16 protein-coding genes are annotated in these 23,421 nt (G+C 59.1%); 12 read left to right on the forward strand and 4 right to left on the reverse strand.

The window, feature by feature from the left end:
• Positions 1–140: 140 nt before the first annotated feature.
• Positions 141–1,667, reverse strand: a complete 1,527-nt coding sequence (locus ACTG1K_RS14065) for a fumarate hydratase (RefSeq protein ID WP_005351759.1) — start codon at positions 1,665–1,667, stop codon at positions 141–143.
• Between the two features lie 294 nt (positions 1,668–1,961).
• On the opposite strand from ACTG1K_RS14065, the gene pabB reads away from it, so the two are divergent.
• The 3 genes from pabB to ACTG1K_RS14080 all read left to right on the forward strand — a co-directional run bounded on the left by pabB (position 1,962) and on the right by ACTG1K_RS14080 (position 5,369).
• Positions 1,962–3,245, forward strand: coding sequence for an aminodeoxychorismate synthase component I (pabB, locus tag ACTG1K_RS14070; protein ID WP_421334628.1), 1,284 nt, complete (start codon positions 1,962–1,964; stop codon positions 3,243–3,245).
• 42 nt (positions 3,246–3,287) lie between these two features.
• Entirely contained in the window at positions 3,288–3,854 is a 567-nt protein-coding gene (locus ACTG1K_RS14075; RefSeq protein WP_111900929.1) for a CoA pyrophosphatase, read from the forward strand.
• Between the two features lie 216 nt (positions 3,855–4,070).
• Positions 4,071–5,369: a serine/threonine transporter gene (locus tag ACTG1K_RS14080; RefSeq protein WP_107682926.1), complete on the forward strand. Its 1,299-nt coding sequence runs from the start codon at positions 4,071–4,073 to the stop codon at positions 5,367–5,369.
• A gap of 583 nt (positions 5,370–5,952) precedes the next feature.
• Here the strand turns inward: ACTG1K_RS14080 and sstT are convergent.
• Positions 5,953–7,203, reverse strand: coding sequence for a serine/threonine transporter SstT (gene sstT / locus ACTG1K_RS14085; RefSeq protein WP_139473892.1), 1,251 nt, complete (start codon positions 7,201–7,203; stop codon positions 5,953–5,955).
• Between the two features lie 355 nt (positions 7,204–7,558).
• On the opposite strand from sstT, the gene ACTG1K_RS14090 reads away from it, so the two are divergent.
• The 4 genes from ACTG1K_RS14090 to ACTG1K_RS14105 all read left to right on the forward strand — a co-directional run bounded on the left by ACTG1K_RS14090 (position 7,559) and on the right by ACTG1K_RS14105 (position 14,814).
• A complete protein-coding gene (locus ACTG1K_RS14090; RefSeq protein WP_440005800.1) occupies positions 7,559–9,475 on the forward strand; it encodes a RecQ family ATP-dependent DNA helicase in 1,917 nt (638 codons plus the stop codon).
• A gap of 591 nt (positions 9,476–10,066) precedes the next feature.
• On the forward strand, positions 10,067–11,989 hold the full coding sequence (locus ACTG1K_RS14095; protein WP_033113275.1) for a PrkA family serine protein kinase: 1,923 nt from the start codon (positions 10,067–10,069) through the stop codon (positions 11,987–11,989).
• A 23-nt stretch (positions 11,990–12,012) separates the two neighbouring features.
• Complete coding sequence (locus tag ACTG1K_RS14100; protein ID WP_213389549.1) at positions 12,013–13,284, forward strand: YeaH/YhbH family protein; 1,272 nt, start codon at positions 12,013–12,015, stop codon at positions 13,282–13,284.
• Positions 13,285–13,293: 9 nt separating this feature from the next.
• Positions 13,294–14,814, forward strand: coding sequence for a SpoVR family protein (locus ACTG1K_RS14105; RefSeq protein ID WP_005333227.1), 1,521 nt, complete (start codon positions 13,294–13,296; stop codon positions 14,812–14,814).
• A 168-nt stretch (positions 14,815–14,982) separates the two neighbouring features.
• Here ACTG1K_RS14105 and fadJ read toward each other — a convergent pair whose 3' ends face one another.
• Together fadJ and fadI are read right to left on the reverse strand one after the other, a co-directional pair.
• On the reverse strand, positions 14,983–17,130 hold the full coding sequence (fadJ, locus tag ACTG1K_RS14110; protein WP_213387377.1) for a fatty acid oxidation complex subunit alpha FadJ: 2,148 nt from the start codon (positions 17,128–17,130) through the stop codon (positions 14,983–14,985).
• On the reverse strand, positions 17,130–18,440 hold the full coding sequence (gene fadI / locus ACTG1K_RS14115; RefSeq protein ID WP_058057647.1) for an acetyl-CoA C-acyltransferase FadI: 1,311 nt from the start codon (positions 18,438–18,440) through the stop codon (positions 17,130–17,132). The genes fadJ and fadI overlap by 1 nt, the downstream gene beginning before the upstream one ends.
• A gap of 182 nt (positions 18,441–18,622) precedes the next feature.
• Between fadI and ACTG1K_RS14120 the strand changes: the two genes are divergently transcribed.
• Genes ACTG1K_RS14120 through ACTG1K_RS14140 form a run of 5 tightly spaced genes read left to right on the forward strand, consistent with a single transcriptional unit; the run spans position 18,623 to position 23,421 of the window.
• Positions 18,623–19,573, forward strand: a complete 951-nt coding sequence (locus tag ACTG1K_RS14120; protein WP_139443808.1) for an AAA family ATPase — start codon at positions 18,623–18,625, stop codon at positions 19,571–19,573.
• Positions 19,564–20,466: a DUF58 domain-containing protein gene (locus ACTG1K_RS14125; protein WP_425857471.1), complete on the forward strand. Its 903-nt coding sequence runs from the start codon at positions 19,564–19,566 to the stop codon at positions 20,464–20,466. Before ACTG1K_RS14120 ends, ACTG1K_RS14125 begins: the two co-directional genes overlap by 10 nt.
• Positions 20,451–20,990 (forward strand): DUF4381 domain-containing protein, encoded by a 540-nt coding sequence (locus tag ACTG1K_RS14130; RefSeq protein ID WP_425857469.1) that lies wholly within the window; start codon positions 20,451–20,453, stop codon positions 20,988–20,990. Before ACTG1K_RS14125 ends, ACTG1K_RS14130 begins: the two co-directional genes overlap by 16 nt.
• Entirely contained in the window at positions 20,987–21,979 is a 993-nt protein-coding gene (locus ACTG1K_RS14135) for a VWA domain-containing protein (protein WP_425857467.1), read from the forward strand. Before ACTG1K_RS14130 ends, ACTG1K_RS14135 begins: the two co-directional genes overlap by 4 nt.
• Positions 21,970–23,421: a VWA domain-containing protein gene (locus ACTG1K_RS14140; protein WP_440005804.1), complete on the forward strand. Its 1,452-nt coding sequence runs from the start codon at positions 21,970–21,972 to the stop codon at positions 23,419–23,421. The genes ACTG1K_RS14135 and ACTG1K_RS14140 overlap by 10 nt, the downstream gene beginning before the upstream one ends.

The following is a 23,421-nucleotide window of genomic DNA, read 5'->3' on the forward strand; positions in this document are numbered from 1 at the left end:
ACGCCATCCTTTTTTATACCCGCTTGCCGTAAACGGCCAACCTGAGCCCATAACAGGCCAGCCAAAGCAACAAGGCGCATCCGGATGGACGCGCCTTCTTTACAGGGCCGATACCGTTAACCGGCAGCGGAAACGGTCACTCAGGAGGAGAGCTTGCCATCCAGCTCGGCAATCTTGGCCGACCAGTAGGCCGGGCCGGTTTCGTGAATGTTGTTGCCTTCGGAGTCGACCGCAACGGTCACCGGCATATCTTCCACTTCAAACTCGTAGATCGCTTCCATGCCGAGATCGGCAAAAGCCACCACGCGCGCCTTCTTGATGGCCTTGGCCACCAGATAAGCAGCGCCGCCCACCGCCATCAGATAGACGGCCTTGTGCTGCTTGATACTCTCGACGGTTTTCGGGCCACGCTCGGATTTGCCGATCATGCCGATAAGGCCAGTTTCACCCAGCATCATGTCGGTGAACTTGTCCATCCGGGTGGAGGTGGTGGGGCCTGCCGGGCCAACTACTTCGTCACGCACCGCATCGACCGGGCCAACGTAATAGATGAAGCGGTTGGTGAAATCGACCCCTTCTGGCAGCCCTTCGCCATTTTTCAGCATGTCGGCGATACGCTTGTGGGCTGCGTCACGACCGGTGAGGATCTTGCCGGAGAGCAGCACGGTATCACCGCTCTTCCAGCTGGCCAGCTCGGCCTTGGTGATGCCATCGACATTGACGCGGCGCACATTGCCACCCGCTTCACGGGTGATCTCCGGCCAGTCGCTCAGTTTCGGCGGGGTCAGCTCGGCGGGCCCTGAACCATCCAGCTCGAAATGAACGTGACGGGTCGCGGCGCAGTTGGGGATCATCACCACCGGCTTGGAGGCGGCGTGAGTCGGCGCAGATTTCACCTTCACATCCAGCACTGTAGTGAGGCCGCCCAGCCCCTGGGCACCGATCCCCAGCTTGTTGACCTTGTCGTAGAGCTCGACCCGCAGCTTCTCTTCAGTGGTTTGCGGGCCACGGGCGATCAGCTCCTGAATGTCGATGTGCTCCATCAGGGCCTCTTTGGCCAGCACCGCCGCTTTCTCGGCGGTACCGCCGATGCCGATGCCCAGCATGCCAGGCGGGCACCAGCCTGCGCCCATGGTCGGCACGGTTTTCAGCACCCACTCGACGATATCGTCAGAGGGGTTGAGCATCACCATCTTGGATTTGTTCTCGGAGCCGCCGCCTTTGGCCGCGATGCTCACTTCCACCTTGTTGCCGGGGATCATGTCGATATGCACCACGGCAGGGGCGTTGTCTTTGGTGTTTTTGCGACTGCCGGCCGGATCGGCCAGCACGGAGGCGCGCAGCGGGTTGTCAGGATTGGTGTAGGCACGACGGGTCCCTTCGTCCACCATCTCCTGCACTGTCATGTCGCTGTCCCACTGCACTTGCATGCCAATCTTGACGAAACAGGTCACGATGCCGGTGTCCTGACAGAGCGGGCGATGACCTTCGGCGGACATGCGGGAGTTGATCAGGATCTGGGCCAACGCATCTTTGGCGGCCGGGTTGGCCTCACGGTCATACGCCGCTTTGGCAGCCTGAACAAAATCCAACGGGTGGTAATAGGAGATGTACTGGAGGGCATCTGCGATAGAATCGATGAAATCCTGTTTTTTTATAATGCTCATATCATCCTCACTGGTCCTTGTCGCTGCCACGGAGCAGGGCAAGGGCTTCCATATGATGGGCCGTGCTGACGTGCTGGCTAAAAACTATCAACCAGCAAAAAACGAACGACACGGCAGTTTTTTCTTAAGTCACCGACACCTATGATACGCTTGCCCACCAGCACCGACTAGGGTTCGGGAACCAAACTGTTGCCTGTGTAACATAAAATGACGCCAACACTTCATATCCATCATCTAGACCATAGTGCTGAACTCCATCAGCTTTTTGCCCGCCTGCAACATCAGCCGTGGGCCATGTTGCTGGAATCGGCGGGACCACTCGGTGCCGATAACGGCTTTGATATCATCACTGCCGATCCGCTGGCGACCCTCGAAACCCGTGGCCAGGTGACCACTCTCACCCGGCATGGTAAGAGCAGCAAACACCACGAAGATCCCCTCGCCCTGCTGGCCCATACCCAGCAACAGCTGCTGGGGGAGCTGGAACTGTGCGCCACTCACCTGCCCTTTATTGGCGGCGCCCTCGGCCTGTTTGGCTATGATCTGGGCCGTCGCTTCGAGCGACTACCAGTGCAGGCCACCGCCGATATCGCGGTGCCGGACATGGCGGTGGGCATCTACGACTGGGCGCTACTGCGCAATGTGGCGACCGGCGACTGGCAGCTGGTGCACTGGGGGGATGAAGCGGGCCTTGCCAACCGGCTGGCCTGGCTTGAACAGCAGCAGGCCAAACCGGCACCCGCTTTTGCCTTGCTGGGGGCGTGGCAGAGCAATATGAGCCGCGCCGAGTATGGCGAAAAGTTTGCCCGCATTCAGGAATACCTTGCCGCGGGGGATTGCTACCAGATCAACCTGACCCAGCGTTTCAGCGCCCCATATCAGGGGGATGAGTGGCAGGCCTACTGCCTGCTGGCAACCGCCAACAAAGCCCCTTTCTCAGCCTTTATCCGTCTGCCAGAGAGCGCGCTGCTGAGCCTCTCCCCCGAGCGGTTCCTGCTGCTTGATGGTCGCCATATCGAAACCAAACCCATCAAAGGCACTCGCCCTCGCCACCCCGATCCGGCCACCGATCGGCAAGTCGCGCTGGAGCTGGCGCAGGCGGACAAGGACAGATCAGAGAATCTGATGATCGTTGATCTGCTGCGCAACGACATCGGTCGGGTCAGCCGGCCGGGCTCGGTCAGCGTGCCTCATCTCTTTGCGGTCGAGTCGTTTCCGGCGGTACATCATCTGGTCTCCACCATCCACGGTGAGCTGGATGCACGCTGGCAAGGAGTCGATCTGCTGCGGGCCTGTTTCCCGGGTGGTTCCATCACCGGCGCCCCCAAGATCCGGGCCATGGAGATCATCGAAGAGCTGGAGCCCCAGCGCCGCAACGCCTATTGCGGCAGCATCGGCTATCTCAGCCAGCATGGCCGAATGGACACCAGCATCTGCATTCGCACTTTGATCGCCGAAGCGGGTCGTCTGCACTGCTGGGCCGGTGGCGGCATCATCGCCGACTCCGACGCCGACAGCGAATATCAGGAGACCTATGACAAAGTCGCCCGCATCCTTCCGCCCCTCTCGGCGCTGTAACCCTCCCCACCATCAAGGCAACACACAGGAGAGCTCCCCGCCATGGATCGCCACGAACTGCTGACCCGCTTCCAGTTGCAGCGACCCGCCCCGGCCCATCGCCTCGCCATTGGCGGGCTCAGTCCGGCTGCGGTATTGATCCCGGTGGTGATGCGCAATGAGGGGCTCAGCGTGTTACTGACTCGGCGCAGCCCACGGCTGCGTCATCATGGGGGGCAGATCAGCTTCCCCGGCGGGCGACAGGATCCCGGCGACGAAAACCTCATTGCCACGGCGCTGCGGGAGACCGAAGAGGAGCTCGGCATTCCGGCCCGACTGATTGAAGTGATCGGCACCCTCAACCCGCTCAATACAGTGTCACGATTCGAGGTGCTGCCGGTGCTGGGGCTGCTCGATGGCAACTATCCCCTCATCCTGAGTCCGGATGAGGTGGATCACGCCTTTGAAGTGCCGCTGACCCATCTGCTGGATCGGCGCAACCACATCCCCCTGACCCTTTCCAGAGGGGGGAAAGCACACACTATCTACTGGATCCCCTGGCAACAGCACTTTATCTGGGGGGCTACCGCCAGCATGATCAACCAGCTAGCCCAGCATCTCGCAAAATAACAATTTACTTACATTTGGCTGGGCGAGATTTAATCATTAACACTAAAATAACGTGCCAATTGATAAACAATAATTGAATTTTTCTTGTTTTGATCACATTTCCATAAGAAAGTGCGGTTTTTCGTGCCGTAAAGATGAATTTGATCAACATTTTTGATTAGAAAAACCGTATCCTTGCGCCGACTTAATAAGAACCACACATTCGGGGTGAGATAGATGTCAAACACAGTCACTGGCACGCAGGGAGTTGCGGCGTCAACAGAGCAAGGGATCTGCTCTACTCAAACCACTCGTTGGGAAAAACGCGACTCTACCTGGGTCATCAGTCTGTTCGGGACCGCGGTTGGCGCGGGGATCCTGTTCCTGCCGATCAACGCGGGTATGGGCGGTTTCTGGCCGCTGGTCGTCATGGCGCTGCTGGTAGGTCCCATGACCTATCTGGCACACCGTGGTCTGGCCCGCTTCGTGCTCTCCTCCAAAAAGCCAAATGCAGACATCACCGAAGTGGTGGAAGAGCACTTTGGCGTGGGTGCCGGTAAATTAATCACCCTGCTCTACTTCTTCGCCATCTACCCCATCGTGCTGATCTACGGCGTGGGCATCACCAACACCGTGGAAAGCTTCATGGTCAACCAGCTGCAGATGAGTGCCCCGCCGCGCTGGATCCTCTCCATCGTGCTGATCATGGGCATGATGTCGGTGATGCTGGCCGGTGAAAAGCTGATGCTGAAAGTGACCGAGCTGCTGGTTTATCCGCTGATCGCCATTCTGGCCGGTATCTCTTTGTACCTGATCCCGGACTGGACCGGTGCCGCGCTGGAGCAAGTGCCCTCTGCCAAGGATTTCGCCACTACCCTGTGGCTGACCATTCCGGTACTGGTCTTCTCCTTCAACCACAGCCCGGCCATCTCCAGCTTCTCCCTTGCCCAGCGCCGCGACCATGGTGATCAGGCGGTCGAGAAAGCCGATGCCATCCTCAAGCGTACCGCCATGGTGCTGCTGGGCTTCGTGATGTTCTTCGTCTTCTCCTGCGTCATGAGCCTGACACCGGCCCAGCTGGCGGAAGCCAAGGCTCAGAACATCGCCGTGCTCTCCTATCTGGCCAACCAGCATGCTAGCCCCATCATCTCCTACTTCGGTCCGTTGGTTGCGTTCGTAGCCATCGTATCCTCCTTCTTCGGCCACTATCTGGGTGCCCGTGAAGGTCTGAAAGGGATGATCGTGCAGAACATGCGCAAGTCCGGCAAAGAGCCGAACGCCAAGAAAGTCGAGATGTTCATCATCGCCTTCTTCATCCTGACCCTGTGGGGCACTGCCATTGCCAACCCCTCCATCCTGGGCATGATTGAATCCTTGGGCGGCCCGATCATAGCAACCATCCTGTTCATCATGCCGATGTACGCCATCAAGCGCGTACCGGCCATGGCGAAGTATCAGGGCCATATCAGTAACGTATTTGTCGCTGTGATGGGGATGATCGCCATCTCCGCCATCCTTTATCAGCTGGTCGGTTAATCCCCCAGCTGCCACTGATAGCAAAAAGCCAGCCGAATAGTCGGCTGGCTTTTTTATCTCTGCTGTGCCACCGCGATTGCCCTGCACTCTCCTTATTACTCCCCCCACCTTGTTGGATATCTGTATGCTCACCAGCGCCATGGCAGAGCACATCGGGTATCAACATGACGCCCCCCTGCCCGCAGCTCAATATCGCCAACACGTTTACTCCCCCTAACCAAACCATGATGGCGTGTCTGATAGGACGAGTTGGGTTCATCTGCCGCAGCCAGCCACCTCCATTCTTCTGTGATGCTGTGATGCTGTGATGCTGTGATGCTGTGATGCTGTGATTATCCTGAAGATCTGGGGTAAGCCATAGCAATCGGCTGTTAGCAGAGCAGACAAAGGTGTGTGACGCACAACAGAGGGAGTAAGCACAACTCGAAGGGACAAAGATAAGGCAGCGCCCTGGACAAGGGCGACAGAATGTCCGGCACATCAGCCAAAGAGCCTGCTTAAAGAGGAAAAGAGAGCAAATCCGGCAATAAAAAGCGCCCTCCGAAGAGGGCGCAAGTGTGTTGCGAAACTGACCGTTGCGAGATCAGGCTTCGCGGCTCGGTACCGGAGCCACATCCAGCAAGGTTTCATCTTCAGCCATGCAAGCAGCGGCGGTGAACAGCACGTCGGTGGAGCTGTTCAGCGCTGTCTCGGCAGAATCCTGCAGCACGCCGATGATAAAGCCAACGGCTACTACCTGCATGGCGATGTCGTTGCTGATACCAAACAGGCTGCACGCCAGCGGGATCAGCAGCAAAGAGCCACCGGCGACACCGGACGCGCCACAGGCACTGATGGTGGCAACCACGGAGAGCAGCACGGCCGTTGCCATGTCCACTTCCATCCCCAGGGTATGTACCGCCGCCATGGCGAGCACAGTGATGGTGATGGCCGCACCTGCCATGTTGATGGTGGCACCCAGCGGGATGGAGACCGCGTAGGTATCTTTGGGCAGGCGCAGTTTTTCACACAGCGCCATGTTGACCGGAATGTTGGCGGCAGAGCTGCGGGTAAAGAAGGCGGTAACGCCGCTCTCTTTGAGGCAAGTCAGCACCAGCGGATAGGGGTTGCGCTTGATCTTCCAGAAGACGATCAACGGGTTGACCACAAAGGCGATAAACAGCATGCAGCCGATCAGCACCACCAGCAGTTGGGCATAGCCAAACAGGGCGTCAAAGCCGGTCTCTGCCAGCGTGGAGGCAACCAGACCCAGGATCCCGAGCGGGGCACAGCGGATCACCGCTTTCACGATGGCGGAGACACCGTGAGACAGGTCAGTGATCAGCGCCTTGGTGCTCTCGTTGGCATGGCGCATGGCGATACCCAGACCGATAGCCCACGCCAGGATCCCGATATAGTTGGCATCCATCAGCGCCTTGACCGGGTTGGTCACCACGTTGAACAACAGGGTCTGCAGCACCTCGGTGATCCCGCCCGGCGGGGTGATCTCGGCAGTATTGGCCACCAGATGGAGGTTGGAGGGGAACAGGAAGCTGGCAATCACCGCGACCACGGCCGCAGAGAAAGTACCAAACAGGTAGAGCGCCAGCAGCGGGCGAATATTGGTCTTCTGACCCTGCTTGTGACCAATGATGGCCGCCATCACTAGTACGAATACCAGCAGCGGGGCTACCGCTTTCAGTGCACCAACAAACAGACTACCGAGCAGACCTGCCGTTTTCGCCCACTCGGGGGCAAACAGAGCCAGCAAGATACCGAATACCAGACCAACCAGGATCTGGCTGACCAGACTGGTGCTATTGACCAGCCGAAGGAGGGGGTGTTGTTGTGTCATCAAAAAAGTCCCTAAGCACCGTAGTGCATGAATCATGAGTCCTGTCTGCAACCACTCATCGGGAGACCCCTGTCGCCCGAATGTGGTGTCTGTGGCCAGCCTTCTGTCGGGCCGATCCGCCAGTCACCGGATTGCATGACGGAATATCCCATTCGCCATCTTTTTTTTCCAGAGACTCACCAAAAAATATCCCGTTTCCATCACAAAAAACCGCAACAAAACCTTAACCACAGCGCAACCACCCATTTTTGTACGTTTTATCGACACTCTCTGCCCTTACCCTCACGACCATTCCTGTGTCACCCGTGACCGGCATCGCTGTGCTATCATCCCCCATTTGCCGCGGAGCCTTGCCATGATCCCATCCCTGCTCAACCAATATTTTGGTTTCTCCGCACTCAGGCCAGGTCAGGAGGCGGTGATCAGCCGGGTGCTGGCAGGTCAGAGTGCCGCCGCCATCTTTCCCACCGGCTCAGGCAAGTCGCTCTGTTATCAACTGCCTGCCCTCGCCCTGCCTCACCTGACCCTGGTTATCTCGCCGCTGCTGGCGCTGATGCACGATCAACTCGCCTTCCTTAAAAGCAAGGGAATAAGCGCCGCTACCCTCGACTCTAGCCAGAGCCCGGAGGAGAGCCGACGAGTGATGCAGCAGGCGCTGGATGACCAGCTCAAGATCCTGATGATCTCGGTGGAGCGACTCAAGAACGAGCGTTTTCGCCGTTTTATCCAGCAAGTGCCGCTCTCACTGCTGGTGGTTGACGAAGCTCACTGTATTTCTGAGTGGGGCCACAACTTTCGCCCCGACTACCTCAAGCTGCCGAGCTATCGCCATGACCTGAAGATCCCGCAGGTGCTGCTGCTCACCGCCACCGCCACACCGGCGGTTATTCAGGATATGCAGACCAAATTCGGCATCGCGCCGGAGGGGGTCGTGGTCACAGGTTTCTACCGCCCCAATCTTGATCTGGCGGTCATTCCCCTGGCGCCCGACGCGCGGGATAGCTGGCTCGCACAGGAGCTGGCCAACGCTCCGGCGGCCCCCACCATCGTCTACGTCACCTTGCAACACACCGCAGAAGCCTGTGCCGAGCAACTCATTAGAGAAGGGATCAACGCCCGCGCCTATCATGCCGGGCTCGACTCGGCGCTGCGCAGTCAGATCCAGCACGACTTCATGGCGGGCAAGGTGGACTGCATCGTCGCCACCATCGCCTTTGGTATGGGGATCGACAAAGCGGATATCCGGCGGGTCATTCACTACGATCTGCCCAAATCTATCGAGAACTACAGCCAGGAGATTGGCCGCGCCGGACGGGATGGCCAGCCATCGCGCTGTATCGTGCTGGCCAACCAGAGCCAGCTGCCGGTGCTGGAGAACTTCGTCTACGGCGATACGCCGGATTTGAGTGCCATCCTCCAGCTCCTTGCCATCATCAAGCAGAGCGGGAGCGAGTGGGGATTCACCCTGCTGCGCCTCTCCAACGACACCAATATCCGCCAGTTGCCCCTTAAAACCCTGCTGGTCTATCTGGAGATGGCAGGCATCATCACCCCGGCCTACAGCTACTACGCCGACTACCGCTTCAAGTTTGTGCTGGATAAAGGCGAGATAGTGAGTCGCTTCAATCCGGATCGTCGCCAGTTTCTGGAGCAACTGTTCGCCTGCGCCCCGCAAGCCCGCAGTTGGTGCACCATGGACTTTGACGCCCTCTGGCAGGGCTATCAGGGGGAGCGACAGCGGGCGGTTGCGGCGCTCGACTACCTGCAGCAGCAAGGCTGGATCGAGCTTGAAAGCAAACAGATGACCGAGGTCTACCGGATCAACCGTCAAAGGTGGGACAATGAGCAGGAAGCAAAAGCCCTGCACGCCCTGTTCCTGCAAAAAGAGCAGAGCGAGCTGGCAAGACTGCAAGCCATGCTCGACTTTTTCACCTCAAGTGAGTGCCTGAGCCACCGCCTCGCCCGCTATTTTGCCGATGAGGGGGCGCCGGTTCATTGTGGCCACTGTTCGGTTTGTCGCGGCGAGGTGGCGCATCTCCCGCCCCTGCCCTCACTGACCATGCCAAACGAGGCGGGGATCCGCGCCTGGTGCGATCCGCTGATTGCCAAGACAGGTTCGGTGGATGCGCGTGTTCTGGCCCGTTTCCTGTGCGGTATCGCCATACCGCTGACCAGCCGGGTCAAGGCCAAATCGCTGGCGGGCGCAGGCCAGTTGGCCGCCCACCCGTTTGCCCGCGTCCTGGCGGCCGTGCAACAAGCCTACCCTTGCTAGGTGAGTGCTGGCTGCGTCAATAGCCACCAGCAGAAACAAGCGTTTACAGACGCAGAAAAAGAAGACCCTCGCGGTTGCGAGGGTCAAGCCAACGGAAACGTGCTTAAACAGAGCTTGGTGAGGCAACAGTCAACTCTCTTGCTAAAGCATCTTGCTGCTCACACATCGCCAATCTAGGGCACTCAAAATGTAGCGTCAATGTAAAAATTAGAGCCAAAACTCCAAACAAAGCAATTTACGTTGACGTTCACGTAATGACATTCTCATCCATAACCCCGCCAACCCGCAGCCCCATTGCCTTTCGTCAAACCCCTTAATCTTTTCGCAATAAGTTCCCTCTTTCCCATAAACATTTATTTTTTATGTCTTTGACATTTACCTCACTATCGTGGCAAAAATAATTTAACAGTCAGTAACATAGCGGTGTTGTTGACTGACCCTCCCCGCACAAGGATCGGGCAGGTTTCTTCAGAATTTAACCTATCAACCGTGATGGATTACTGGAGTCTGTTGACTAGGCTTTAAAAGCGCACAACACAAAAGCAGTCATCCACTTTTTTCAGGGTAAGCGACTATAACGAGGGCAAAGTTATGGGCATATTCGAGCATTACCAACAGCGATATGAAAAAGCGAGAGAAGAGGAATATACCATCCAGGAGTTCCTGGATATGTGTAAGCAGGACAAAGCCTGCTACGCCTCCGCAGCCGAACGTCTGCTGACCGCCATTGGTGAGCCGGAGATGGTAGACACCTCAGCCAACCCCAGACTGAGCCGACTCTTCTCCAACCGCGTCGTGGCACGCTATCCCGCCTTCAAGGATTTCTACGGGATGGAAGAGGCCATCGAACAGATCGTCTCCTACCTCAAACACTCAGCCCAGGGGCTGGAGGAGAAGAAACAGATCCTCTATCTGCTGGGCCCCGTTGGCGGCGGTAAATCCTCGCTGGCAGAGAAACTCAAATCCCTGATGCAGAAGGTGCCCATCTATCGCATCAAGGGCTCACCAGTCAATGATCACCCCTTCTGCCTGTTCGATATCGAAGAGGATGGGGAGATCCTGGAGAAAGAGTACGGCATCCCGCGCCGTTACCTGCGTCCCATCATGTCCCCCTGGGTGGCCAAACGCCTGCACGAGTTTGGCGGCGACATCACCAAGTTCAAGGTGGAGAAAGTCAATCCTTCCATTCTCGATCAGATTGCCATCGCCAAAACGGAACCGGGTGATGACAACAACCAGGATATCTCCTCACTGGTCGGCAAGGTCGATATCCGCATGCTGGAGCACTTCGCCCAGGATGACGCCGATGCTTACTCCTACTCAGGCGCGCTGTGTAAAGCGAACCAGGGGGTTATGGAGTTTGTGGAGATGTTCAAGGCGCCCATCAAGGTGCTGCACCCGCTGCTGACAGCAACCCAGGAGGGTAACTACAACGGCACCGAGGGGCTCTCCGCCCTCCCCTTTGACGGCATTCTGCTGGCCCACTCCAACGAATCCGAGTGGCAGCAGTTCCGCAACAACAAGAACAACGAGGCCTTCCTCGACCGGGTTTATATCGTCAAGGTCCCTTACTGCCTGCGCGTCTCGGAAGAGGTGAAGATCTACGAAAAACTGTTGGTCAACAGCGAATTGACCGAGGCCAAATGCGCTCCGGGCACGCTCGAGCTGCTGGGCCAGTTCTCTGTGTTGTCACGGCTGAAAGAGCCGGAAAACTCCAGCATCTACTCCAAGATGCGGGTCTATGATGGCGAGAGCCTCAAAGACACCGATCCCAAGGCGAAGAGCTATCAGGAGTATCGCGACTACGCCGGTGTGGACGAGGGGATGAATGGTCTCTCTACTCGCTTTGCGTTCAAGATCCTCTCCCGCGTCTTCAACTTCGACCACGCGGAAGTGGCCGCCAACCCGGTGCATCTCTTCTATGTGCTGGAGCAGCAGATCGAGCGCGAGCAGTTCCCGCAAGAGCTGCACGATCGCTACCTTGAGTTCATCAAGGGCTATCTGACCCCGCGCTATGTGGAGTTCATCGGCAAGGAGATCCAGACCGCCTATCTCGAGTCCTACTCCGAGTACGGTCAGAACATCTTCGATCGCTACGTCACCTACGCCGACTTCTGGATCCAGGATCAGGAGTACCGTGACCCCGAAACCGGCCAGCTGTTTGACAGAGCGTCCCTCAACAGCGAGCTGGAGAAGATTGAAAAACCCGCCGGGATCAGCAACCCGAAAGATTTCCGCAACGAAATCGTCAACTTCGTGCTGCGTGCCCGGGCCAACAATGCAGGCCGTAACCCCAACTGGACCAGTTACGAGAAGCTGCGCACCGTGATCGAGAAGAAGATGTTCTCCAACACGGAAGAGCTGCTGCCGGTTATCTCCTTCAACAGCAAAACCTCGGCCGAGGAGCAGAAGAAGCACGATAACTTTGTCGAACGGATGATGGAGAAAGGCTACACCCGTAAACAGGTGCGACTGCTCTCCGAATGGTATCTCAGGGTACGCAAGTCATCCTGACCCTGACTGTTCAAGGGGGAGTTATGGCGCATTTTATCGACCGCAGGCTCAACGGCAAAAACAAAAGCGCTGTCAATCGGCAGCGCTTCATCCGCCGCTACAAGAAGCAGATAAAACAAGCGGTCTCGGATGCTGTCTCCAAGCGCAGCATTCAGGACGTAGACAAGGGTGAGAGCATCAGCATCCCGACCAAGGATATCGGCGAGCCCCATTTTCATCAGGGGCACGGCGGTAAACGGGAGATGGTGCATCCCGGCAATGATCAGTTCGTCTCCGGCGACAAGATTGACCGCCCCAAAGGAGGGGGCGGTGGACAGGGTTCCGGCGAGGGACAAGCATCCAATCAGGGGGAAGGGGCCGATGATTTCGTGTTCCAGATCTCCAAGGATGAGTATCTCGATCTGCTGTTTGAAGATCTGGAGTTGCCCAGGCTGCAGAAAACCCAGCTCAATCAGCTGATGGAGGTGAAAACCTATCGTGCGGGCTACACCTCCAACGGGGTGCCCGCCAACATCAACGTGGTGCGTTCCCTGCAAAATTCGCTGGCACGTCGCATGGCGCTGCAAGCAGGCAAGAAACGCCAATTGCATGAACTGGAAGATCGGCTGGCCCTGCTGGCCACCGATCCCAATGAGCACTTTGCCGAAATCGCCCTGCTCGAGAAGGAGATCAGGGAGCTGAAACGGCGGATTGATGCGGTGCCGTTTATCGACACCTTCGATCTCAAGTTCAACAACTTCGTCAAACGGCCCGTCCCTTCCAGTCAGGCGGTGATGTTCTGTCTGATGGACGTCTCGGGCTCCATGGATCAGGCCACCAAGGAGATGGCCAAGCGTTTCTATATCCTGCTCTATCTGTTCCTGAGCCGGACTTACAAGAACGTAGAAGTGGTCTATATCCGCCACCATACCCAGGCCAAGGAGGTGGACGAGCACGAGTTCTTCTACTCCCAGGAGACCGGCGGCACCATCGTCTCCAGCGCCCTCAAGATGATGAACGACATCATCAACGAGCGTTACCCCGCCAACCAGTGGAACATCTATGCGGCGCAGGCATCTGACGGTGACAACTGGGCTGATGACTCACCGCAATGCAGGGAGATCCTAGCGCAGGACATCATGCCAAGGGTGAGGTACTACTCCTACATCGAGATCACCACCCGTGCCCACCAGACCCTGTGGCACGAATATGAGTCGGTAGCCAGCCAGTTCCCCCACTTTGCGATGGAGCACATTCGCAAGGTCGAGGATATCTATCCGGTGTTCCGCGAGCTGTTCAAGAAACAAGCGGCGTGAGGAGGTCACATGATCGAAACAGAAAAACGTGTAGCGCCACTGGATGACGGACCAGACTGGAACTTCGATCTGCTGGAGACCTATCACCAGGAGATCGCCCGGGTCGCCCGTTTCTACAAGCTGGATACCTACCCCAACCAGATCGAGGTGATCACCGCCGAGCAGATGATGGATGCCTACTCCAGCGTCGGCATGCCCATCGGCTATCAACACTGGTCGTTCGGCAAGCGCTTTATCCATACCGAGCGCAACTACAAGCGCGGTCAGATGGGGCTGGCCTACGAGATCGTCATCAATTCCGATCCCTGCATCGCCTATCTGATGGAGGAGAACACCATGCCGATGCAGGCGCTGGTGATGGCCCACGCCTGCTACGGCCACAACTCCTTCTTCAAGAACAACTACCTGTTCAAGGCCTGGACCGATGCCTCATCTATCATCGACTACCTGCTGTTTGCCAAGAACTACATCACCCAGTGTGAAGAGAAGCATGGCATCGAGGCGGTGGAACAGCTGCTCGACTCCTGCCATGCTCTGATGAACTTCGGGGTCGATCGCTACAAGCGTCCCCAGAAGATCTCGATGGCAGAGGAGAAGCGGCGTCAGAAGGCGCGGGAAGATTATCTTCAGACTCAGGTCAACGAGCTGTGGCGTACCCTGCCCAAGCAGCATAAAGCCGCGGGTGTGGAGGACAGGCGCTACCCCGCCGAACCCCAGGAGAACATTCTCTACTTTATCGAGAAGAATGCCCCCTTGCTGGAGCCCTGGCAGCGGGAAGTGGTGCGCATAGTGCGCAAGATAAGCCAGTATTTCTATCCGCAAAAGCAGACCCAGGTGATGAACGAGGGGTGGGCCACCTTCTGGCACTACACCATCCTCAACCACCTCTATGACGAGGGCAAGCTGAGCGATCGCTTCATGATGGAGGTGCTGCATAGCCACACCAACGTGGTCTATCAACCGGCCTACAACAGCCGCTACTACTCGGGGATCAACCCCTATGCGCTGGGGTTTGCCATGTTTACTGACCTGCGCCGCATCTGCGAGAACCCGACCGAGGAAGATAGATACTGGTTCCCCGACTATGCCGGCAGCAACTGGGTCGAAACCCTCCACTTTGCCATGCAGAACTTCAAGGACGAGAGCTTTATCAGCCAGTTCCTCAGTCCCAAAGTGATGCGGGATATGAAGCTGTTCGCCATTGATGACGACGATCTGAAGAACTATCTGAAGGTCTCCGCCATCCACAATGACGAAGGCTATCGTCAAGTGCGCAATACTCTGTCGGCCCAATACAACCTCAGCAATCTGGAACCCAATATTCAGGTCTACAACGTTGCCGTGAAGGGGGATCGCTCCCTCACCCTGCGCTATGTGCCCCACAACCGCATACCCCTTGGCGACTCACGCCATGAGGTGCTCAAGCACCTGCATCAACTGTGGGGATTCGACGTGGTGCTGGAGCAGGATAACGGCGATCTACCTGCAGATATCATCGGCCGCTGCCCGGAGCGCAAACCGGGGATCTGACCCGTGACGTGATATCTCGACGGCCCACTTCGGTGGGCCGTTTTTTAATCGGTTGCTTCTGCCAGCATGAGCGCTGCCCAAGCCGTACAACCCGAACAAACCACAACATAGAAAGAGGCCCGCATGGGGTGCGGGCCTCTTTGTCTTGCGGTCACTCTGCAGCGGTTATCAGTAGAAGGTCTGCTGCTCTGCGGCCATTGCCTTGAGGCGGGCACAGGGGGCAAACCGATCGCCATGGCGCTTCTGATAATACTCCAGACGGCCAACCAGATGATCAATTCCTAAGGTGTCCATGTAGCGGAACGGGCCGCCAAGGAAAGGCGGGAAACCGATGCCGAAGATGGCGCCGATATCGCCATCACGGGCCGACGCCACCACACCGCTATCCAGCGCCATCGCCGCTTCGTTGAGCATCAGCAACACGCAGCGCTCGGCGATTTCCTGACGAGCCAGCTTGGCAGACGGCTTGATACCGAGCACGCCATAGACGCTCTCGTCCACCGTCTTCTTGCCCTCTTTGCCGGTCAGCTTGTTGCGCGGTGCAGCCTTGCCATAGAGGTAGAAGCCCTTGCCGTTCTTGCGTCCCTTGCGATCATTTTGCAGCAGCTTGTCGAACGCCTTGGGCGCCTGGAACTGCTCGCCGCCCAGCTCTTTCTCGAGAATGGGGGAGATCTTGGCGCCCACGTCGATACCGACCTCATCAAGCAAGGTGATGGGGCCAACCGGGAAACCAAAGTCCAGCAGTGCGCTATCCAGCACCTCCACCGGCTCTCCTTCCAGCACCAGTCGCGCCGCTTCGTTCATGTAGGGCGCCAGGATGCGGTTGACGTAGAAACCGGCTTCGTCCTTCACCACGATAGGCGTTTTACCCTGAGCACGGGCAAAGGCCAGAGTGGTGGCGACCGTCTCGGCACTGGTACCAGCGTGGGGGATGATCTCCGCCAGCGGCATCTTGTCCACCGGGCTGAAGTAGTGCAGCCCCACGACTCGCTCCGGGTGCGCCGCCTCTGCCGCAATCTGGTTGATGGGCAAGGAAGAGGTGTTGGAGGCAAACACTGTATGCTCACCGCACTCACGCTCCACGTCTTTCACCATCTGGTGTTTGAGCGCGAGATCTTCAAACACCGCCTCAACCACCATGTCCACCCGGTGGAAACCGGAGTAGTCGAGGGTACCGGTCAACAGGCTCATCTGCTTTTCCAGCTCGCTGCGCAAGATGTGACGACGCTTGAGCTTCTTGGCCAGAATGTCGTAGCTGTAGCGCATGGCATTGCCGATCCCGGCGCTTGCCACATCCTTGATCCGCACCGGCACGCCCGCCTTGGTAGCGGTGACGAACGCAATGCCACCCCCCATCAGACCACCGCCCAGCACGGCGGCATGGGCCACCTTGCGCGGCTCGGCTCCCTGATAGGTGACCTCTTTCTTCATCTCGGTGGTGGCAAAGAAGATGGAACGCAGGGCGGCAGACTCTGCAGTCATCACCAGCTCGCCAAAGTGGCGGGATTCAGCGGCCAGACCGGCTTTCATTCCCTCCTCCACGCCGATGCGCACAACATCCAGGATCCGCTCCGGCGCCGGGTAGTTGCCACGGGTCTTGGCTTTCACCCCCTTGCTGGCCTGATCGAACAGCACCTTGCGACCCAACTTGTTGGTCTCCAGCACCTTGCCCTGCAGATCCCGTTTCAACTGATGGCGCGGTTTGCCCTTCTTGGCCAGCTTGATGGCAGCATCCAGCAAGATTGACGGCGGCACCACATCGTCCACCAGCCCCAATTTCTTGGCTTGTTTGGCCCGCACCTGCTTGCCGGTCAGCATCAGATCCAGCGCCTTGGCCACCCCGATGAGGCGCGGCAGACGCTGGGTACCGCCAGAGCCCGGCAGCAGACCGAGCTGAACTTCCGGCAATCCCAGCACAGATTTTCCGTGATCGGTCACCACCCGACCATGGCAGGCCAGCGCCAGCTCCAGCCCGCCACCGAGGCAGGGGCCGTGAATGGCGGCGATCACAGGAATGGTCAGCCCCTCGATCTCGGCAAAGATCTCCTGCCCTTCTCGCGACAGGGTCTCGGCATCCTTGGCACTGGTGCAGGCGGCCAGCATGGTAATGTCAGCGCCGGCGATGAATGAGTCCTTCTTGCCGGAGGTGATCACCAGACCGATCAAATCCTTGTTGCGTTTCACTTCGGCCAGCACGGTGCGGATCTCCTCCACAAAGGCGGCCTTCAGGGTATTCATGCTCTCGCCCGGCACATCCATGGTGAGGATGCCGATGCCATCTTTGCGAACATCCAGGGAAAAAGTCTTAGCGCTCATCATTCAACCTCCAACACCATAGCCACGCCCAATCCACCCGCCGCACAGGCGGTGTTGAGCCCCAGTCCCCCACCGCGACGACGCAGCTCGTGCAGGGTCTGGGTGATCATCCGCGCACCGGTCGCGGCAAAGGGGTGGCCATAGGCCAGCGAACCACCGAGGACGTTGAACTTCTCCATGTCCACCTCGCCGATGGCCTGATCGCGGCCCAGCTTGTCACGGGCAAACTCGTGGCTGGCAAACATCTTGAGGTTGGCCAGGGTCTGGGCGGCAAAGGCTTCGTGCATGTCGATCAGGGTCAGATCGCTGAGCGTGATACCGGCTCTGTCCAGCGCCAGCGGCGTGGCGTAGGAGGGCCCCATCAGCATGTCTTGCCACACATCGATGGCCGAGAAAGCGAAGCTGCGGATATAGCCAAGCGGTTCGAGGCCCAGCTCTTTCGCCCGACCTTCGCGCATCAACAGCACGGCAGCAGCGCCATCGGTCAGCGGGGTGGCGTTGGCAGCAGTGACTGTGCCATGGACCCGATCAAACACCGGCTTGAGCTTGGCGTAACTCGCCAGATCCGAGCTTTCACGGATATTGTTGTCCCGCTCGAGCGGTGACTTGTAAGGCGGTACATGGGCGGTAAACACCTCGCCGCTGAGCTTGCCATCAGCCCAAGCCTGCGCGGCCAGAGTGTGGGAGCGGTGAGCCAGCGCATCTTGCGCCTCGCGGCTGATCTGGTGACTCTTGGCCATCTGCTCGGCGGTCTGTCCCATGGAGAGACCGGTCGAATATTCCGCCACAGCGGGCGGTACTGGCAGCAGATCCTTGACCCTCAATGTCCGCAGAATATTGAAGCGCTGCTGCAGATTGCGCGCCTTGTTGAGATCCACCAGGGCGCGGGCCAGCTTCTTGCTCACTCCGATAGGCAGTACGGAGGAGGAGTCAGCACCGCCGGCGATGGCGATGTCTACCGTACCGGCCATGATGGATTCGGTGACGTTGGCCACCGCCTGGAAACTGGTGGCGCAGGCGCGGGAGACACTATAGGCATCGGTATTGACGCTCATGCCGGTACCGAGCACGATCTCGCGGGCAATGTTGGGGGCTTCCGGCATCTGAACCACCTGGCCAAACACCAGCTGGTCGATAAGCTTGGGATCGAGATCGGTACGGGCGAGCATCTCGCTCACCACCAGTTTGCCGAGATCGACTGCAGGCACGCCATGAAAGGCGGTGGCCTGCTTGGCAAAGGGGGTACGCAGCCCCGCCACGACGGCAATCCGTTCGCCCTGGCGAGTCGTCAGTTTCAATGGCTGTTTCATCCTGGCTCCTTGGTTTAAAAGGCAGAGGTCTGACCTCATTGCGCCACATCTTAACAATCCAATCACAAGTTTCATACAGCTGATTGAAACTAAATTAAGCGCGGCAAGGCCCCTTTGCTCGCCCTTGGGGAGCAACTGGAGTATAAAAAGATCAACTTCCATAAAAACAACGGGTTTATCGCATGGCAGCGGCGGAGTTCAGAGCGCTTAGGGACTATCTTGGCAGTCAGATCCTGGGGCAGGAGGAGCTAATTGAAGGGCTCCTGATTGCCCTGTTATGTGAAGGACATGTGTTAATCGAAGGGGCCCCCGGTCTTGCCAAAACCCGTGCCGTCAAGGCGCTCGCTGGTGCCGTCGAGGGACGCTTTGCCCGTATCCAGTTTACCCCCGACCTGCTTCCCGCCGATCTCACCGGCAGCGAGGTGTTTCACCCGCAGGATGCCAGTTTTGTATTCCAGCCCGGCCCCCTATTCAACCATCTGGTGCTGGCGGACGAGATCAACCGGGCACCGGCCAAGGTGCAATCAGCACTACTTGAAGCCATGGCCGAACACCAGATCACCGTGGGCAAAAAGAGCTGGCGGCTGCCACCTCTCTTTATGGTCGCCGCCACCCAGAATCCTATCGAGCAGGAGGGAACCTATCCACTGCCGGAGGCGCAGCTTGACCGCTTTCTGCTCAAGCTGATGGTGGATTACCCGAGCCCCACGATGGAGCTCGCCATCTTGCAGCTCAACGCCAGCGGCGAACAGCTCGGTGCGGCGCCAGTGACCCTGAGTCAGACCAACTTGCAAGGTGCTCGCAGCGAAGTGCTGGCGGTGACCATGCAAAGCCGACTGGAGCACTATCTGGTGGAACTGGTCTGCGCCACTCGCCCGGGCAGCGGCCTTTGCCCTGCCCTCGAGCCGCTGATTGCCGTGGGGGCCAGCCCCCGCGCCACGTTGGGGCTGGCTCGCTCTGCCCGCGCCCGTGCTTGGCTTGCCGGACGTGACTATGTGCTGCCGGAAGATATCCAGCTGCAAGCCTATCCGGTGCTGCGCCACCGCCTTATACCCAGCTATCAGGCACTGGCCGACAATCTGGATAACGATATCCTGATCGCTCAACTGCTGGATCAGGTGCCATGTCCCTAGCGCCGGAGCTCCATCCCGATATCGCCCTGTCGCTGCCACGGCTGCTCAATATCCGGCTCTGGGCCAAGGCCAGGAAGCCACCTCACGCAGGCAGAAGCAGCAGCGAACGCGGCAAACCGGGCCGCTCTCCCGGACTCACGTTTCGGGAGCTGCGCGCCTATCAGGCTGGTGACGAGGTACGCCATATCGACTGGCGAGTGACCGCACGCCTCGGTCGTCCCTATACCCGCCTCTATAGCGAGGAGCTCGATCAGGCGCACTGGCTGCTACTCGATCTCTCTCCCGCCATGTATTTCGGCTCCACACTGCAGCTCAAGGCGCGCCTCGCCTGCGAGCTGGCGGCAGCCTTGATCTGGCAAGGGGAGAAGCAGCACAACACCCTGATCTGCCACGGGCTTATCTCCCATCACCAGAGCCAGCGCGGCAGTGTGCTGCCCCTGTTCGAATCCCTCTGCCATCACTATCAGCAAGGGCTGGCCCGCCGGGCGCTTTCTCACTCACTGGCCGACACCTTGTCCGGCGTGAAGCTGCCTCACGGAGCCAAGCTGACGATCATCACCGATCACAGACCCTGCGAGTCGGCGCTCTGTCAGCAATTGCAACTGCTCTCCCGCCGCCACGATATTCACTATTGGCAGATCCGTGACCCCCTCGAGGCAGCCCTTCCCCCTGACGGCCAGCTGCCAGTGGCCATCGATCGGCCAGGGCAGCACTATCAGGGCTGGCTGGATGGGGGCCATGCCGGTTTCTCCCACCGCTACCGACAAGCTGCCGAGCAGCAGCTGGCCTACGGCAAGCAGTTGCTGTTGCCATTGGTGCAGCGCCTCTACCTGCTCGATAACAGCCAGACGCTGCAACAGCAGTGGCAGGAGGGGTTATGTCATCAGGGATGAACTCCTCCACCGACGTCGACATTACCAGCCCAGCCTCCGATACCATCACTCCGCAGCTGGCCGCCCTGATGCGAGACATCCACCCGGGGGCGGATCTGATTGAACAGAGTCTTGACCCCAGGGTGCAGGCGCTACTGTGGCTATTGATCACAGGGTTATTGCTGCTGCTGATCGTCCTGATTGCCCGCAGGGTGATACGTTACCGCCACTGGTGTCGTCAGCTGGAGGGAGATCCGGCACTGCTGGTGGCACACATACAGGAGGCCCTGCGTCATGAAGCATTGCAACGCTGGCCCGAGGCGCGCCAGCTGCAGGGAGAGGCGTGGCTCGCCTTCGTCGATCGTCACGGCGGCAGCGATTTTAGCCAGTTCGCCTCTCACTGGAGCAGTTGGCTCTATGGCAGTCAGAAGCCGAGCAGCGAGCAGAGCGAACAGCTTCGGCAACATTATCGCCGCTGGGGTCAAACCCTCTTCTTGCAGCTCTCCACCCGCCCAGGACGCAAAGCCGCGCGGGGGAATCCATGATCCTGGCCTGGCCCTGGTTTGCGCTGGCGCTGGTGCTGCCCTTGCTGGTGCGCTTCGGCTTGCCGCCCCTGCGCCGCGGCTATCTGGCTCACCCCGGGTTTGCGCTGCTGCGCCCCCACGCCGGATTGCCGCTCTGGCGCGCCATGCTGCTCTGGTGCGCCCTTATCCTCGCCCTCTGCCGCCCCCAGTGGTGGGGGGAACCGGTGATCCAATATGAAGGGAGTCGGGATCTGCTGCTGGTAGTGGATCTGTCAGACAGCATGCGCACCCCTGATATGCTCGATAACGGCGAGCAGCAAGCGCGGCTGACGGCGGTGCGTCAGCAGATCAAAAGGCTGATCGCCAAACGGGCCGGAGACAGGGTGGGCCTCATCGTCTTTGCCGATCACGCCTACCTGCTCTCTCCCCTCACTCAGGAGATCCCGGCGCTGTTGACCTTGAGCGACGAGCTCGATTTTGATCTGGTCGGCCGAACCACCGCCCTTGGCGAGGCGATCCAGCTGGCACGTCAGCATGGGGATCCTGGTCGCCCCACCGCCCTGCTGCTGGTCACTGATGGCCGCAATACCGCAGGCAATGCCGACCCGCTGCAGGAGGCCAAACTCGCCGCAGCGCAGGGAATACGGATCTACACGCTGGGGGTCGGGGCCGATCCCGATACCTTTATCCAACCCTATGATGAGGCAGGCAGCGGTCAGGCCGATCCCAGCAGCGAACTGGACGAACCGCTCCTGAAAGAGCTGGCAAAAACAGGACAGGGGCGCTATTTCAGGGCGCGAACCCAAAGCGATCTCGATGCCATCAATGCGACCCTCAATACCCTTGAACCTGCCCCCATGCCGATTGCCCAGTACCAGCCGGTGATCGAGCTCTACCCCTGGCCGTTGGCACTGCTTTGTGGCTTGCTGCTTCTGCCATCAGGACACGGCAGACTGGAGTTTCGCATGGTGCGTAACTGGCTGGCACGAGGCGCGCGCAGATGGAGCTGATCTTGCTCCGCCCCCTGTGGCTGATCGCACTCATCCCCTGGCTCTGGCAAGGGTGGCACCGTCGTCGCCAGCCCCCGCTGCTCGCACCTGCGATGCAGGCTTATCTGCTGCCAGCCTCCCGTCCTCAGCGCCCCTGGCTCTGGCTGGCAACCCTGCCCGTGATTTTGGCCCTGAGTGGTCCCGCACTGCGCGGTGAGCTGCAACAGCAGCCTGCGGCACCGCTCGATATCTGGCTGCTGGACTTGTCACGCTCGATGACCGCCACCGACCTCAAACCGGATCGGGCGACCAGGGTCAGATGGCAGTTGCAGCAGCTGCTGAGCCGCGCAAAGGGCGAGCGCATTGCGCTGATCCTCTACGCAGGCGATGCCTACCTCGCCATGCCGCCAACCCGGGATCATCAGGCCCTTTCGCTGCTGCTGCCCGACTTGCGCCCCGATATCATGCCGTTGCAGGGCAGCAACCCGGCACGGGCGGTGGAACTTGCCATGAAGCAGCTGGCCCCTGGAGAACAAGCGCGTCTGCTGCTGATCACCGACGACCTCACCCAGAATCAGATGACCCAAATCGCTGCTCTGTGGCCCTGCCAGCAACGCCTTCTCTGCCGCGACACCCAGTCGGCACGCCTCGATATTCTGCTCGCCAGCAGCGGTCAACCGGCCCCCATGCCCGCCATTCCGGCCAATGAGTTGGGGTTTGCCGCCCGCATGCCCGCGCAGTTGCCCGCCCCCGATAGTCAGGCCATTGCCGCACTGGCCAATCGCCTCGGCGGTGAGCTGCAGTGGCTTGGCAGCGAAGAGCCACGCTTTGCACCGCTGCCCACAACAACCTCGGCCCTCACCCCGGCGCCACTGGATCTTGGCCCCTGGCTGCTGATCCCGTTATTACCATTGGCCTTGCTGGCCAGAGTCGGCGCCCGGCTGATGGTGGCGCTGATGCTGGGGTGGCAACTGCTTGCGCCGCAAGATCTGCAAGCAGCTGAGAGGGGCGAGCTGCAAGCGATGCAGGATTATCAACAGGGAAATTTTCAACAGGCCGCCCGCACTTTCAACGATCCGATCTGGCGCGGCAACGCCTGGTATCGGGCCGGAGTCTATCGGCAAGCTATCGCAGCCTATCAGGAAGCGACGAGCGCCACTGCCCACTACAACCGCGGCAATGCCCTGCTGCAACTGGGGGAGTTTGCCGCAGCCAAAGAGGCCTATCTGGCCGCTCTGGCGCTTGAACCCGGCCATGAAGATGCGCTCTATAACCTCTCTCTGTTACAGGGCGCAGCGGCGGCGGCTCCCGATACCAGCAACAGCAAGCAACCCGAACCATCGGCAGCTCAGCAGGCGACGGCAATGCCCCTGCCCCCCTCTCCCCCGGTGTTGCTGCTGGAACAGCGACTGCGTAAAGAGGCGCTGCGCCGGGATCTGATCAAGGTGGAGGAACCCTGGTGA

The organism is Aeromonas sp. 102P, from assembly GCF_051920345.1.
GTDB lineage: Bacteria > Pseudomonadota > Gammaproteobacteria > Enterobacterales > Aeromonadaceae > Aeromonas > Aeromonas veronii.